Origin of the sequence: Bradyrhizobium sp. F1.4.3 (genome assembly GCF_040548375.1) — a bacterium.
In the GTDB taxonomy this organism is placed as follows: Bacteria; Pseudomonadota; Alphaproteobacteria; order Rhizobiales; family Xanthobacteraceae; genus Bradyrhizobium.
This window is the reverse complement of record NZ_JBEPRN010000001.1, coordinates 22,659-36,338: the sequence shown is the minus strand read 5'-3', so window position 1 is coordinate 36,338 and position 13,680 is coordinate 22,659. Positions and strand designations below refer to the sequence as shown.

At 64.4% G+C, this 13,680-nt stretch carries 14 protein-coding genes; 5 read left to right on the top strand and 9 right to left on the bottom strand.

Translation table 11 applies throughout. The features are described from left to right. Nucleotides 1-3: 3 nt before the first annotated feature. Nucleotides 4-138: a hypothetical protein gene (locus ABIB73_RS00240; protein ID WP_354220283.1), complete on the bottom strand. Its 135-nt coding sequence runs from the start codon at nt 136-138 to the stop codon at nt 4-6. 115 nt (nt 139-253) lie between these two features. On the opposite strand from ABIB73_RS00240, the gene ABIB73_RS00235 reads away from it, so the two are divergent. The 3 genes from ABIB73_RS00235 to ABIB73_RS00225 are packed head-to-tail and all read left to right on the top strand — an operon-like array spanning nt 254 to nt 3,182. Continuing rightward, nucleotides 254-1,276 (top strand): TRAP transporter substrate-binding protein, encoded by a 1,023-nt coding sequence (locus tag ABIB73_RS00235; protein WP_354220281.1) that lies wholly within the window; start codon nt 254-256, stop codon nt 1,274-1,276. Next, nucleotides 1,273-1,827, top strand: coding sequence for a TRAP transporter small permease (locus ABIB73_RS00230; protein ID WP_354220279.1), 555 nt, complete (start codon nt 1,273-1,275; stop codon nt 1,825-1,827). Before ABIB73_RS00235 ends, ABIB73_RS00230 begins: the two co-directional genes overlap by 4 nt. After that, a complete protein-coding gene (locus ABIB73_RS00225) occupies nt 1,824-3,182 on the top strand; it encodes a TRAP transporter large permease (protein ID WP_354220277.1) in 1,359 nt (452 codons plus the stop codon). Before ABIB73_RS00230 ends, ABIB73_RS00225 begins: the two co-directional genes overlap by 4 nt. A 103-nt stretch (nt 3,183-3,285) precedes the next feature. Here the strand turns inward: ABIB73_RS00225 and ABIB73_RS00220 are convergent, their stop codons facing one another. The 4 genes from ABIB73_RS00220 to ABIB73_RS00205 all read right to left on the bottom strand — a co-directional run bounded on the left by ABIB73_RS00220 (nt 3,286) and on the right by ABIB73_RS00205 (nt 9,020). Continuing rightward, entirely contained in the window at nt 3,286-4,197 is a 912-nt protein-coding gene (locus tag ABIB73_RS00220) for a hydroxymethylglutaryl-CoA lyase (RefSeq protein ID WP_354220275.1), read from the bottom strand. 1 nt (nt 4,198) lies between these two features. After that, on the bottom strand, nt 4,199-6,202 hold the full coding sequence (locus ABIB73_RS00215) for an acetyl-CoA carboxylase biotin carboxylase subunit (RefSeq protein WP_354220273.1): 2,004 nt from the start codon (nt 6,200-6,202) through the stop codon (nt 4,199-4,201). A gap of 4 nt (nt 6,203-6,206) precedes the next feature. Further along, the gene (locus ABIB73_RS00210) at nt 6,207-7,811 is read right to left on the bottom strand and encodes a carboxyl transferase domain-containing protein (protein ID WP_354220271.1); all 1,605 of its coding nucleotides are present in this window, start codon (nt 7,809-7,811) and stop codon (nt 6,207-6,209) included. 81 nt (nt 7,812-7,892) lie between these two features. Continuing rightward, a complete protein-coding gene (locus ABIB73_RS00205) occupies nt 7,893-9,020 on the bottom strand; it encodes an isovaleryl-CoA dehydrogenase (protein WP_502918395.1) in 1,128 nt (375 codons plus the stop codon). Between the two features lie 147 nt (nt 9,021-9,167). Between ABIB73_RS00205 and ABIB73_RS00200 the strand changes: the two genes are divergently transcribed. After that, entirely contained in the window at nt 9,168-10,196 is a 1,029-nt protein-coding gene (locus tag ABIB73_RS00200) for an AraC family transcriptional regulator (protein WP_354220267.1), read from the top strand. A 101-nt stretch (nt 10,197-10,297) separates the two neighbouring features. Here the strand turns inward: ABIB73_RS00200 and ABIB73_RS00195 are convergent, their stop codons facing one another. From ABIB73_RS00195 to ABIB73_RS00185, 3 genes are all read right to left on the bottom strand, one after another. After that, nucleotides 10,298-10,597 carry a DUF3551 domain-containing protein gene (locus ABIB73_RS00195; RefSeq protein ID WP_354220265.1) on the bottom strand — a complete coding sequence of 100 codons (300 nt, stop codon included), beginning with the start codon at nt 10,595-10,597 and terminating at the stop codon, nt 10,298-10,300. A gap of 248 nt (nt 10,598-10,845) precedes the next feature. Then, on the bottom strand, nt 10,846-11,331 hold the full coding sequence (locus tag ABIB73_RS00190) for an Lrp/AsnC family transcriptional regulator (RefSeq protein ID WP_354220263.1): 486 nt from the start codon (nt 11,329-11,331) through the stop codon (nt 10,846-10,848). Nucleotides 11,332-11,542: 211 nt separating this feature from the next. Further along, entirely contained in the window at nt 11,543-11,848 is a 306-nt protein-coding gene (locus ABIB73_RS00185) for an ETC complex I subunit (RefSeq protein WP_354220261.1), read from the bottom strand. 255 nt (nt 11,849-12,103) lie between these two features. On the opposite strand from ABIB73_RS00185, the gene ABIB73_RS00180 reads away from it, so the two are divergent. Then, entirely contained in the window at nt 12,104-13,279 is a 1,176-nt protein-coding gene (locus ABIB73_RS00180; RefSeq protein ID WP_354220259.1) for an OpgC domain-containing protein, read from the top strand. Nucleotides 13,280-13,376: 97 nt separating this feature from the next. On the opposite strand, the gene ABIB73_RS00175 is transcribed toward ABIB73_RS00180, so the two are convergent. Continuing rightward, the gene (locus ABIB73_RS00175; RefSeq protein ID WP_354220257.1) at nt 13,377-13,571 is read right to left on the bottom strand and encodes a hypothetical protein; all 195 of its coding nucleotides are present in this window, start codon (nt 13,569-13,571) and stop codon (nt 13,377-13,379) included. Nucleotides 13,572-13,680 lie beyond the last annotated feature (109 nt).

Genomic DNA, 13,680 nt, shown 5'->3' with positions numbered 1-13,680 from the left:
TTGTTACGCCGTGTTGCGGATTTTTTCGCGGCTGGTCAGCCGCCCTGCACGATGGTCACCTGACGGCAGCAGTCGTGTTAATGCCTGGAACAGGTCAAACCGTGTGCGGCGCAGCAATAACGCGACTTGCAGCCGCATTCGATCTCGAACTATCAGATGAGAGAATATCGGGTGGAATACCGGCTAGGATGGGCCCTGAGGCCGGCCTCAAAACCCGATTACGTCAAACAAGAACCGTCCAAGGGGATCATCCATGTTCACGCGCCGCCACCTGATTGCGACCGCCGTCGCCGCACCCGCCATTCTCCGCTTCGGCATCGGCACCGCGCACGCCGCGACCACGCTGAAGATCTCGCACCAATTCCCGGGCGGCACGATCGACAAGGGCGATTTCCGCGACCGGCTTTGCCGCATGTTCGCGGCTGAAGTCGCCAAGCGCAGCAACGGCGACATCGCCGCGGAGATCTATCCGAATTCCTCGCTGATCAAGACCAACGCGCAGTTCTCCGCGATGCGCAAGGGCGCGCTCGACATCAGCCTCTACCCGATGCCTTACGCCGGCGGCGAATTGCCGGAGACCAATATCGGCCTGATGCCCGGCCTCGTCACCACCTATGATCAGGGCATGCGCTGGAAGAAGGAGCCGGTCGGCAAGGCGCTCTCCGACTTCCTCGCCGACAAGGGCATCATCCTGCTCAGCTGGGTATGGCAGGCCGGCGGCGTCGCCAGCCGCTCCAAGCCGATCGTGTCGCCTGAGGACGCCAAGGGCATGAAGGTGCGCGGTGGCTCGCGCGAGATGGACATGGTGCTCCAGACCGCGGGCGCCTCGGTCCTGTCGGTGCCGTCGAACGAGATCTACGCGGCGATGCAGACCGGCGCCTGCGACGCCGGCATCACCTCCTCCACCAGCCTGATCTCGTTCCGCCTCGAAGAGGTCGCGAAGTCGCTGACCTCGGGCGCCGGCGCCTCCTACTGGTTCATGCTCGAGCCGCTGATGATGTCGAAGGCGATCTTCGACAAGCTGCCGAAGAACCAGCAGGACATCCTGCTCGCGGTCGGCGAGGAGCTCGAAGCCTTCGGCCGCAAGGGCGCGCAGGACGACGATGTCGAGGTCGCCAAGGTCTATGAGAAGGCCGGCGCCAAGGTCAGCGCGCTCGATGCCGCGACCGTCGGCAAGTGGCGCGACATCGCCCGCGACACCGCCTGGAAGGATTACGGTGCCAAGACCGCGACCGCGGCGAACCTGCTCAAGCTCGCCTCCGACGTCGCAGCATGATGCACGGTCCGCTTTCGGATCGTGACGACCAGACGAGCGTTGCCGCAGGCCAAGGCCTTGCGGCAGCGCTCGATCGCGGCCTCGCCGTCCTCAACCGCATCATCGTCGTGTTCGCAGCGCTCGCGCTGATCGCGGCCTGCGCCATCCTGAGCTACAGCGTGCTCAGCCGCGCGCTGTTCCACGCCGCCAATTACTGGCAGGACGAGGCTGCCGTGTTCCTGCTGGTCGGCGCGACCTTCATGACGGCCGCCTATGTGCAGCAGAACCGCGGCCATATCGGCATCGAGGCCTTCGTCGGGCTGCTGTCGCCGCTCGCGAACCGGATCCGGCTGTGGTTCGTCGACGCCGTGACGTTTCTGTTCTGTACGTTCTTCGCCTGGAAGTCGTGGACGCTGGCGCACGAGGCCTATGTCGACGGCCAGGTCTCGAACTCGATGTGGTCGCCGCCGCTCGCCATTCCCTATTCGCTGATGGCGCTCGGCATGAGCTTGCTGTGCGTCCAGATCCTCGTGCAGCTTGCGCTGCCCTTCGCAGGAAGCCGGCGGCCATGAGCGTTTTCGGTATCGGCCTTTCTTACGGGCTCGCGACGCTGCTCGTGATGTTCTCGGGCATGCCCATTGCTTTTGCGCTCGGCGCCGTCGCGGTCGTGTTCATGGGCATCTACATGCCCGCCGCTTCGCTGGATACGGTGACACAGAACGTCTACGAGGAAATGGCCTCGATCACGCTGCTGTCGATCCCGCTCTTCATCCTGAAGGGGGCTGCGATCGGCAAGTCGCGTGCCGGCCAGGATCTGTATTCGGCCCTGCACGCCTGGTTGCATCGCGTGCCTGGTGGCTTGGGCGTCGCCAACGTCTTCGCCTGCGCGCTGTTCGCAGCGATGGCGGGCTCCTCGCCTGCAACCTGCTCGGCGATCGGCTCGGCCGGCATCCCCGAGATGCGCAAGCGCGGTTATTCCGGTGGCTTTGCTGCCGGCATCATCGCCGCCGGCGGCACGCTCGGCATTCTGCTGCCGCCCTCGATCACCATGATCCTGTTTGCCGTCGCAGCGGAAAAATCGCTTGGGCGCCTCTTCCTCGCCGGCATCGGGCCCGGCCTGCTGCTGGTGTCCCTGTTCGGCGGCTATGCGGTGATCCGCTTTCGCCAGGAATATGCCGCCGCCGAAGCGGCCTACAAGAACGGCGGTCCCGAAGCGGCGATCCTGGCCCGCGACGAGTACACGCTCGCCGAGCGCTTCAGCGTGCTGCCGCGCGTCATGCCCTTCGTCTTGCTGCTGACCGGCGTCATGGCCGCGCTCTATGGCGGCTATGCCACGCCGTCGGAAACCGCCGGCCTCGGCGGTCTTTTGGCGCTGGCGCTGATCGCGATGATCTACGGCGTGTGGCGGCCGAGCGACCTTGCGCCCATCATGAAGTCGACGATCCGGGAATCGACCATGCTGATGATGATCATCGGCATGTCGCTGCTCTACTCCTACGTGATGAGCTATCTGCACATCTCGCAGTCGGCCGCCGAATCCGTCGTCGCGATGCATCTGCCGCGCTGGGGCCTGCTGTTTTCGATCCTCGTGATGGTTGTGGTGCTCGGCTTCTTCCTGCCGCCGGTCTCGATCATCCTGATGACGGCGCCGATCATCCTGCCGCCGTTGCGGGCCGCGAACTTCGACATCATCTGGTTCGGTGTCGTCATGACCATCGTCATGGAGATGGGGCTGATCCACCCGCCGGTCGGCCTCAACATCTTCGTCATCCGCAACGTCGCGCCCGATATTCCCCTGAGCGAGGTGATCTGGGGCACGCTGCCGTTCGTGCTGCTGATGATGGCCGCAGTGCTGCTGCTGTGCTTCGTACCGGAGATCTCGACCGCACTGCCGGACCTGGTGATGGGGGCAGACGGGAGCAGGTAGAACTGCCGTAGGGTGGGCAAAGCGAAGCGTGCCCACCATAAAGCTTGCGATCGCCGAGCGATGGTGGGCACGGCGCTATGCGCCTTTATCCACCCTACGAGAGCTACAAAGTTGCGCGCTTCTTTTTCGCATTCAGCGCGGATGCGACGCGGCTCACGGGTGGCTTGCCGAGCACGCCACTCATCTCGTTCGTGGCCGCCAGCAGCTTCTCCATATCCACGCCAGTCCTGATCCCCATGCCCTCAAGCATGTAGACCACATCCTCGGTCGCGACATTGCCAGTCGCACCGGGCGCGTAGGGACAGCCGCCGAGACCGCCGGTGGCGGCATCGATGACGCGGATGCCCTCCTCCAGGCCGGCATAGAGATTGGCGAGCGCCTGGCCGTAGGTGTCGTGGAAATGCATCGCGAGATTGGCGGCGGAAATGTTGGCGGCAACCGCGCGCAGCATCTCCTTGGCCTTATCAGGCGTGCCGACGCCGATGGTGTCGCCGAGCGAGATTTCGTAACAGCCGAGATCCCATAACGTCTTGGCGAGATCGGCAACGGCTTTCGGCTTGATCTCGCCGTCGAACGGACAGCCCAGCACGCAGGAGATATAGCCGCGCACCTTGACGCCGTCCGCCTTGGCGCGCGCCAGCACCGGCCTGAAGCGCTCGATGGATTCCGCCACCGTGCAATTGATATTGGCGCGCGAAAAGCCCTCGGAAGCTGCGGCAAACACAGAGACCACTTTCGCACCCGCCGCGAGCGCGGCGTCATAGCCCTTCTCGTTCGGCACCAGCACGTGGAATTCGGCGCGCTTCAAATGGCTCACGCCGCGCAGCACCGCATCCGAGCTCGCCATTTGCGGGATCGCCTTGGGCGAGACGAAGGCGCCGACTTCGACGGTGTGCAAGCCGGCCGCGACCAGCGCCTCGATAAAGGCGATGCGGGCTTCGACGCTGACTGGAATCTTCTCGTTCTGGAGGCCGTCGCGTGGCCCCATTTCGACGATGCGAACCTGGTCGCTCATGTCACTCACCCGACGGCTCGACCACGGCGAGCTCGACGCCTTCCTGCACGATGTCGCCGACCTTGCATTTGATCGACTTCAGAACGCCGGCATAGGGCGCCCGCAGCGTCTGCTCCATCTTCATCACCTCCAGCGTCAGGATCAGCGCGCCCTTCTCGAGCGCTGCGCCCACCTCGGCCAGCACGGCGACGACCGTGCCCGGCAAGGGTGCCGCAATCTTGTCCGCGCCGGCCTGCTCCTCGGTCTCGCCGCCGAACGGATCGACCCAATGCAGATCGAAGCGGCCGTTGCGCGTGCGCAGATACAGCTCATGGCCGTCGATCACGGCCACGACCTGCGATTTGACGCCGTCGAGCGTCAGATCGAAACCGCCCTCCTTCGGCGCAATTGCGAACGCCAGCTCGCGTTCGCCGATCACGAGCGTCGACGGGCCGCTGCCATAGTTCAGCGCGATCTTCTGCTCCGGCCCGTGACCAACTCTGAACGCAAAGCCGCGCTGGCGCCGACCGACGGGCATCCAGCCAAAGGTCTGCCACGGCGAGTTCGCTTCCGTTTGGGCAGCTTGCCGCTCGTCGTTGACGATCGCGGCCACCGCGGCGCAGAGCTCGAGTTCAGACGGCGCCGGCGCTCCCGAGGTCAACGCCGTTAACTCGCGCTCGATGAAGCCGGTATCGATCGCGTTCGCCCGCACCTTTGGATGCGTGATCAGCGCCGACAGGAACGGGATATTCGTGACGATACCGCGGACGTCGGAGTCCTCCAGCCCACGGTTCAGCCGCTCGATCGCGACATCCCGCGTCGGCGCCCAGGCGATCATCTTGGCCAGCATCGCGTCGTAATAGGGCGAGACTGCATCGCCCTCGCGATAACCGGCATCGATGCGCAGGCCCCCACCTTCCGCCGGCAAGCGCCAGGTCGAGATCTTTCCGACCGACGGCATGAAATTCTTGGTCGGATTTTCGGCGTAGACGCGCGCCTCGACGGCGTGGCCGTTGAGGCGGATCTCGTCCTGTTTGAGCGGCAGATTCTCGCCGAAGGCGACCCGCAATTGCCACTCGACGAGATCGATCCCGGTGATCAGCTCGGTCACGGGATGCTCGACCTGGAGGCGCGTGTTCATCTCGATGAAGAACACGTCCTTGCCGTCGGAGACGAACTCGATTGTGCCGGCGCCGACATAGTTCACCGCGCCCGCTGCTTTTCGCGCGGCGGCGCAGACGGTTTCGCGTTGCGCGGCGTTCAGCGTCGGCGACGGCGCCTCCTCGATCACCTTCTGGTGCCGCCGCTGCAATGTGCATTCACGCTCGAACAACGACACGAGATTGCCGTGGCTGTCGCCGATCACCTGCACCTCGATGTGGCGGGGGTTGTCGACATATTTCTCGATCAGCATGCGGTCATCGCCGAACGCGGCCTTGGCCTCGCGCTTGGCGCTGACGATGGCGGGCCCGAGCTCGGCCGCCGAGCGCGCGATCCGCATGCCGCGGCCGCCACCGCCGGCGGAGGCCTTCACCAGAATTGGAAAGCCCACCTTCTCGGCCGCCTTCGACAGCGTCGCGTCGTCCTGGGCCTCGCCGTGATAACCGGGCACCAGCGGCACGCCGGCCTTTTCCATCAGCGCTTTCGAGCCAGACTTCGAGCCCATCGCATTCATCATCTCGGCGGTCGGGCCGACAAACACCAGCCCAGCATCGAAACACGCCTGCGCGAACTCCGCATTCTCGGACAGGAAGCCGTAGCCCGGATGCACGGCCTCGGCGCCGGTCTTTCGCGCGGCCTCGATCAGCCGCTCGACATTGAGATAGCTGTCGCGCGCCCGGGCAGGTCCGAGCAGCACGGCCTCGTCGGCGAGCGCGACATGCATCGCGTCGCGGTCGGCCTCGGAATAGACCGCGACCGTGCGCAAACCCATGGCGCGCGCGGTGCGGACGACACGGCAGGCGATCTCGCCGCGGTTGGCGATCAGGAGCGTGCGGAAACGCCGGTAGAGTTTTGAGCGGTCCATCGCATCACATCCTGAACAGGCCGAATTTCGTAGGCTCGATCGGCGCATTCGACGCCGCCGAGAGGCCGAGGCCGAGCACCAGCCGCGTATCGGCCGGGTCGATCACGCCGTCGTCCCACAGCCGCGCGGTCGCATAGTATGGGTGCCCCTGGCTTTCATATTGGGCGCGGATGGGCGCCCGGAATTTATCTTCCTCGTCCTTGGACCAACTATCGCCCTTGGCCTCGACATTGTCGCGCCGCACCTGGCTCAGCACCATCGAGGCCTGCTCGCCGCCCATCACCGAGATGCGCGCATTCGGCCACATCCAGAGGAAACGTGGTGAGTAGGCGCGGCCGCACATGCCGTAATTGCCGGCGCCGTAGGAGCCGCCGATCACGACGGTGAATTTCGGCACCGAGGCGGTCGCGACCGCCGTCACCAGCTTGGCACCATCACGCGCGATGCCGCCGGCCTCGTATTTCTTGCCGACCATGAAGCCCGTGATGTTCTGGAGGAACACCAGCGGAATGCCGCGCTGGCAGCACAGCTCGATGAAATGCGCGCCCTTCAGCGAGCTCTCGCTGAACAGGATGCCGTTGTTGGCGATGATGCCGACCGGAAAACCCCAGATATGGGCGAAGCCGCAAACCAGCGTCGTGCCATAGAGCTTCTTGAACTCGCCGAACTCGGAGCCGTCGACGATGCGCGCGATGATGTCGCGCACGTCGAACGGCTTTCTGCCGTCGACGGGCACCACGCCGTAAATCTCCTCCGCCGCGAACAGCGGCTCGCGCGGCTTGTGCATGTTGAGGTTCGGCCGCGTCGATGGTTTTAGCGTGCCGACGATGCGCCGCGCGATGCCGATCGCATGGGCATCGTTCTGGGCATAATGATCGGTGACGCCGGACTGACGCGAATGCACGTCCGCGCCGCCGAGCTCCTCCGCAGTCACGACCTCGCCGGTGGCGGCCTTCACCAGCGGAGGGCCGCCGAGGAAGATGGTGCCTTGATTGCGCACGATGATGCTCTCGTCCGACATTGCCGGCACATAGGCGCCGCCGGCGGTGCAGGAGCCCATCACGATCGCGATCTGCGGGATGCCCTGCGACGACATCTGCGCCTGGTTGTAGAAGATGCGGCCGAAATGCCGCTCGTCCGGAAAGATCTCGTCCTGGAGCGGCAGGAAGGCGCCGCCGGAATCGACCATGTAGACGCAAGGAAGGTTGTTCTGCCGAGCCACGTCCTGCGCGCGCAGATGCTTCTTCACCGTCATCGGATAATAGGTGCCGCCCTTGATGGTGGCGTCGTTGGCCACGATCACGCATTCCCGGCCCGAGATGCGCCCGACCCCGGTCACCACACTCGCCGAATGCACGTCGCCGCCATAGAGGCCATAGGCCGCGAGCGGTGACAGCTCCATGAACGCGGTGCCGGGATCGATCAGGAGATCGACGCGCTCGCGCGCCAGCATCTTGCCGCGCGCGGTGTGCCGGTTGCGTGACGCCTCACCGCCGCCGCCGGCGACCTGGCTCAGTTTTTCGCGTAAGTCGGCGACGAGCGCGCGCATGGCTTCAGCGTTGCGCCCAAAATCTGACGACGACGGATCGATACTGGAATGGAGCGGCATGTGGTCCCGCGTTTCTGGTGACGTGGTGAGAGACCGCGACAGGTTGAACCCATCTCGCGGCAATTCCAATTGCGTGAAAGCTTAAGCGGTTTCGGCCATCAGCTCGCGGCCAATCAGCATGCGGCGGACCTCCGAGGTGCCGGCGCCGATCTCGTAGAGCTTGGCGTCGCGCCACAGCCGCCCAACCGGAAACTCGTTGGTGTAGCCGACGCCGCCGAGCGCCTGGATCGCCTCGCCCGCCATCCACGTCGCCTTCTCGGCGGAGTAGAGGATCGCGGCAGCCGCGTCCTTGCGCAAACTGCGGGCGTGGTTGGCGCGGTCGCAGGCCTTCCCCACCGCGTAGACATAGGCGCGCGTGGCCTGCCAGGTCGCATACATGTCGGCGAGCTTGCCCTGCATCAGCTGGAAGTCGCCGATCGGCTGGCCGAACTGTTTTCGTTCGTGCATGTAGGGGACCACCGCGTCCATACAGGCCGCCATGATCCCGAGCGGGCCGCCGGAGAGCACCGCGCGCTCATAGTCGAGGCCGGACATCAGCACCTTGACGCCCTCGCCCACGCCGGCGAGCACGTTTTCTTCGGGCACTTCGCAGTCGTCGAAGAACAAGGGATAGGTGTTGGAGCCGCGCATGCCGAGCTTGTCGAGATGCGGGCCGTGGGTGAAACCCTTGAAGCCCTTCTCGATGAGGAAGGCGGTCATGCCGCGCGGGCCGGCCTCCGGATCGGTCTTGGCATAGACCACCAGCACGTCGGCATCGCCGCCATTGCTGATCCACATCTTGGAGCCGTTGAGCACGTAGCGGTCGCCGCGCTTGTCCGCGCGCAGCTTTATCGACACCACGTCCGATCCGGCGTTGGGCTCGGACATCGCGAGCGCGCCGACATACTCACCGGAGATCAGCTTCGGCAAATAGCGCTGCCGCTGCGTGTCGTTGCCGTTGCGGCGGATCTGGTTGACGCAGAGGTTGGAATGGGCGCCGTAGGAGAGCCCGACCGCGGCCGAGCCGCGCGAAATCTCCTCCATGGCGACGATGTGGGCGAGATAGCCCATGTTGGAGCCGCCATATTGCTCCGGCGCGGTCATGCCGAGCAGGCCAAGGTCGCCGAAGCGCTTCCAGAGATCGGCCGGGAACAGATTGGCCTTCTCGACCTCGGCGGCGCGCGGCGCCACCTCCGCCTCCACGAAAGCGCGCACGGTGTCGCGCAGCATGCTGATGTCTTCGCCCAGATCGAAATCGATGCTCGGGATGTTCAAGGCGATTCCTCCGAATTCTTGTCGACCCCGAACCTATCCTCGCCCGGGTGCCGTAGCGGTCGAAAAGGTTGCATTTTCCGCCAAGTTTGGCGAGGATTTTCCATGCCGTTTCAAGCCGCGACCGCGACGCCCCGCCGCGCCATGACGCCCGCCGCCTTTGTCCGCGGTGTGGTCGCCGCTTATTCCCGCTACGGGCGGGATCCGGCCGATGCACTGGCCAGGGGGCAGGTCCTTCCGGACCTGGTCAAATCGATGGATGGACGGGTGACGGCCGCCCAGTTCGAGGCGCTGGCCGGCCATGCCATGCGCGAGCTCGACGACGAGGCGCTCGGCTGGTTCTCGCGCCGGTTGCCCTGGGGCACCTACGGCATGCTGTGCCGCGCCTCGATCACCGCCCCCAATCTCGAAGTCGCCCTCAAGCGCTGGTGCCGGCATCACCGCCTGCTCACCGAGGACGTGCTGTTCGAGCTTGCGATCGGCGAGGAGACTGCCACCATTTCCATTCGCGAGGCACGCGACCTCGGACCATTCCGCGAGTTTTGTCTCGTCACCCTGCTCCGCTACATCCTCGGCTTCTCCTGCTGGGCCGTGGATTCCGCAATCGCGCTCCGCGCGGCGGAATTCCCTTACTCCGAGCCCGAACACGTCTCGGTCTACCCCACCATCTTCTGCAAATCCGTCCGCTTCGATACTGACGGCGCCCGCATCGTCTTCGACAAGCATTATCTCTCGCTGCCGCTGACCCGCAGCGCGACCGATCTTGACAACATGCTCAAGGGCGCGCTGCGCCTGACCGTGCTGCCCTATCGCCGCGACCGCCTGCTGGTCGAGCGTGTCCGGCGTGTGCTGCGTGATGCGCGCGGACGCATTCTCGGCGCGGAGGATGTCGCAAGCGAGCTGGCGCTCTCCACCCGCACCATGCACCGCCGCTTGCGCGAGGAAGCGACCTCGCTGCGCGATCTGAAGGAGGAAGCGAAGCTCGAACTCGCCAAGCAGGAGCTGATGCGCGGACGGGTGCCGATCAAGCGGATCGCGGAGATCGCCGGCTTCCGCAACGAAAAGAGTTTCTCCCGCGCTTTCCGCAGCTGGACCGGCGCTAGCCCACGCGAGTTTCGCGGCAGGTATCGCTAGGGCGCGCACGAGCGTGCTGTCGCCTGGTTGTCATAAATTGACGGCCCCCGGGATCAAACCCGGAGGCCGCAAAGTCGCGAAACCGGTCTCGATTTCAGGCGTTAGTTCGAGTTGGTCTGCGCGCCGGAGCGAAGCTTGGTGCGCGACCGCGTCTGCTTGGGCTGGAACGCGAGAGCATCGTTCGTGGTCTTTGCGCCACCGCTCTGCGAGCACGAGCCGCCCATACCAGCAGACGCCGCCCGGCAAGCTTCCATCGTCGGGTAGCCGCAGCCGTGGGCGGCCTGGGCGCCGTTGGTGATGCAGAAATCGTCAGCTTTCGCAGCCGGAGCGGTCATGATCAGAAACGCAGAGGCAAACAGCGTCGCAGCCGATGCGACAAACGTCTTCGAGGTCGAGGTCATGGTGTCTTTTCCTGCTTCAGGATCCCACAAAAGAGTCCGCGGCATGCGACGCACGCCAAGGGTTCACAGTTCGGATGTAGGCTCGGCACCGCACCCCACAATCACGGCTCAGTGCATTGCAGGACTGTTTAAATCACATGTCACAGTTAGGTGAGTTACTAAGCTTTTATGACATTATCCGAATCGGCTTGGCGACACGCCACCTCCAACATTTCGAATTTTCAGGAACAAGGCGAGGCCAGCGGCCCCTACCCCGCCGCCGCGGCCTCCTGCACCGGCAACGGCACGTCCTTGGCGACGCCCAGCACCGGGAAGCTGCGGACGTTCTTCACATTCGGCATCGCGGCGAAATGCAGGAGTTGCTGGCGCATGCTCTCGACGCTCGGCGCCACGCATTTCAGCAGATAGTCGGTGTCGCCCGAAATCCGCCAGCACTGCTGAATGCGCGGGATCGCGGTGATCGAGCTCTCAAAGGCCTCCAGCACCGGCTGGGCCTGGCTGCCGAGCTGGATCGCGACGAACGACACCACCTCATAGCCGAGCAGCCGCTCGTCGATGACGGCGCGGATCGCCCGGATCACGCCGCGGCTGAACAGGGATTTCAGCCGCCTCAGGCAATTGGGCGCGGAGACGCCGACGCGAAGCGCCAGCTCGTTGTTGCGGACGCGCCCGTCCTGCTGAAGCTCGGATAAGATCCTTAGATCGATGCCGTCGAGCTGGAGACGCCCGCCCATACCCACCTCGTCATGATCCCGTCATGCCTCGCGAGAGCGAAGCACGCGACGGAATGAGTGCCAAGGGCTCCAAGGGGACTTAGGCAGCCGATAGCTCTCCGGTCGTCATGGCCGGGCTTGTCCCGGCCATCCACGCCTAGCCACGCAGCACGAAGAACGTGGATGCCCGGGACAAGCCCGGGCATGACGATTCACTCCGATATGGACAGGCTCAATGCGTCCAGGGCTCGCCGCGGCGGAACGAGAAATTGTCGGCGTAGGCAACCGGCCGGCGTAGCGATTCCTGCGGCTCGATCACCTGGTAGGCGATGCCCTTGCGCTCGCAATAGGCGACCGCCTCGTCCTTGGTGTGGAAGCGCAGCGTGATCTGCTGCTTCATGTCACCCGACGACGTCCAGCCCATCAGCGGCTCGACTGCGCGCGGCTGCTCCGGCTCGTAATCCAGCTGCCATTCCTTGGTCTTGGACCGGCCCGATTGCATCGCGTTCTTGGCGGGCTTGAAAATGCGTGCGGTCATTGGCTGTCCGGCCCTCTTCGTCTTTTCGTTCGATTTCGATGCGTCACGGTAGCAGTTGGTGGAAACCGCGGGCATAGTATAGAGACACTTTTCGGGAACTGATCGGTGATTCCGGCCCCCCGGTACCTCGCCGACGGGTATAGTCATTATGCTGCACCGTGACAATCGCGTACCCGCCCTCCGCGCCGGGACCCCGCCCGGCGATACTGCCTCGCAGACTTCGGCGTATCCGTCCCCTTCGAAAGCTCCCGTCGCATGGCCTTCCTGAACATCAACGCCACGCTCCCTGAAAAAGGCCGTGACCTCAGGCTCGACCTGTTTCGTGGCGTCGCGAACTGGGCGATCTTCCTCGACCACATCCCCGACAACATCGTGAACTGGATCACGACCCGCAACTACGGCTTTTCCGACGCCGCCGACCTCTTCGTCTTCATCTCCGGCTACACCGCCTCCTTCGTCTATGCGCGGATGATGCTGGAGCGCGGCTTCATGGTCGGCGCCACCCGCCTCACCAAGCGCGTCTGGCAGCTCTACGTCGCCCACATCATCCTGTTCGTGATCTACATCGCCTCGATCAGCTATCTGGCGCTGCGCTTCGGCGATTCCGAGATGATCAACGAGTTCAACGTCGCCGGCCTCGTCGACAACGCCACCGAGACGCTGCGGCAGGGCCTGTTCCTGCGCTTCAAGCCGCTCAACCTCGACGTGCTGCCGCTCTACATCGTGCTGATGGGATTGTTTCCACCGGTGCTGTGGTTCATGCTGCGCAAGCCGGACCTGACGATGGTGGTCTCCATTATCCTGTGGCTCTCCGCACGGCACTTCGGCTGGAATCTGAACGCCTATCCGGCCGGCCAATGGTATTTCAACCCGTATTGCTGGCAGGTGCTGTTCGTGTTCGGCGCCTGGTGCGCAATGGGCGGCGCACGGCGATCGGGGAAGCTGATCAACTCGCCGATCACGATCTATCTGTGTTTCGGCTATCTCCTGTTCGCACTGATCATGACCATGGCGGGCCGCTTCCCGAGCCTCGCCGCGATGTTCCCGGAATGGCTGTTCTCGGCGTTCAACCCGAATGACAAGACCAACCTTGCGCCCTACCGCTTCATCCACTTCGTCGTGATCGTCATCCTCGTGATCCGCTTCTTGCCGAAAGACTGGCCAGGCCTCGAGTGGAAAGTGTTCGATCCCGTCATCGTGTGCGGCCAGCAGTCGCTCGCCGTGTTCTGCGTCGGCGTCTTCCTGTCATTCGTCGGCCATTTCGAGCTGTCGATGAGCTCGGGCTCGGTGTTCGCGCAGCTCTTCGTCAGCATCGCCGGCATCGCGATCATGACGACGGTGGCCTACTACATTTCGTGGTCGAAGCGGCAGGACAAGCCGCTGAAGCCACCGCCGGCCAAACCGGCGGCGACGGCGGCCAAGGCTGCTTGAGAGAAGGCTGCTTGAGAGAAGGCGGCTTGAGAGAAGGCCGCTTGAGAGAAGGCCGCTTGAGAGAAGGCCGCGTGAGCCAGGCGGCAGCGGCGCAAGCTCAGGCCGCCGCTTCGCCGTCGTACTCGGTGAACTTCTTGTAGATCCAGTCGCGGCCGTCGTGGCGGCGCCAGACCTTGCCGTAGACGAGCCGCCCGTTGATCGAACGGCGCGGCACGATCACGGTCCAGAGGTGCCAGATCTCGGTCCAATTCGACCGCGGACTGAGAGTTTTGGACGTGAGATCGAAAGTCATGACAGACAACTCGCGCGAAACGAAGGCCGCGACGAATGTGATCTTGTGTAAGCCTGCTGATCGCCCATCGTCGCGTGCCGGACTGGATTGATAACAGCCGCGAAAACGG

Excerpts from the sequence above, each read along its gene's own strand:
- ABIB73_RS00240 (WP_354220283.1), bottom strand. The coding sequence starts at position 138 with ATGCGGCTGCAAGTCGCGTTATTGCTGCGCCGCACACGGTTTGACCTG.
- ABIB73_RS00205 (WP_502918395.1), bottom strand. The coding sequence starts at position 9,020 with ATGCTGCGCGACACCGTGCGCGCTTTCGTGGAGGCGGAGGTGGCGCCG.
- ABIB73_RS00210 (WP_354220271.1), bottom strand. The coding sequence starts at position 7,811 with ATGCCGCTCCATTCCAGTATCGATCCGTCGTCGTCAGATTTTGGGCGC.
- ABIB73_RS00190 (WP_354220263.1), bottom strand. The coding sequence starts at position 11,331 with ATGGGCGGGCGTCTCCAGCTCGACGGCATCGATCTAAGGATCTTATCC.
- ABIB73_RS00235 (WP_354220281.1), top strand. The coding sequence starts at position 254 with ATGTTCACGCGCCGCCACCTGATTGCGACCGCCGTCGCCGCACCCGCC.
- ABIB73_RS00215 (WP_354220273.1), bottom strand. The coding sequence starts at position 6,202 with ATGGACCGCTCAAAACTCTACCGGCGTTTCCGCACGCTCCTGATCGCC.
- ABIB73_RS00195 (WP_354220265.1), bottom strand. The coding sequence starts at position 10,597 with ATGACCTCGACCTCGAAGACGTTTGTCGCATCGGCTGCGACGCTGTTT.
- ABIB73_RS00185 (WP_354220261.1), bottom strand. The coding sequence starts at position 11,848 with ATGACCGCACGCATTTTCAAGCCCGCCAAGAACGCGATGCAATCGGGC.
- ABIB73_RS00175 (WP_354220257.1), bottom strand. The coding sequence starts at position 13,571 with ATGACTTTCGATCTCACGTCCAAAACTCTCAGTCCGCGGTCGAATTGG.
- ABIB73_RS00230 (WP_354220279.1), top strand. The coding sequence starts at position 1,273 with ATGATGCACGGTCCGCTTTCGGATCGTGACGACCAGACGAGCGTTGCC.
- ABIB73_RS00200 (WP_354220267.1), top strand. The coding sequence starts at position 9,168 with ATGCCGTTTCAAGCCGCGACCGCGACGCCCCGCCGCGCCATGACGCCC.
- ABIB73_RS00220 (WP_354220275.1), bottom strand. The coding sequence starts at position 4,197 with ATGAGCGACCAGGTTCGCATCGTCGAAATGGGGCCACGCGACGGCCTC.
- ABIB73_RS00180 (WP_354220259.1), top strand. The coding sequence starts at position 12,104 with ATGGCCTTCCTGAACATCAACGCCACGCTCCCTGAAAAAGGCCGTGAC.
- ABIB73_RS00225 (WP_354220277.1), top strand. The coding sequence starts at position 1,824 with ATGAGCGTTTTCGGTATCGGCCTTTCTTACGGGCTCGCGACGCTGCTC.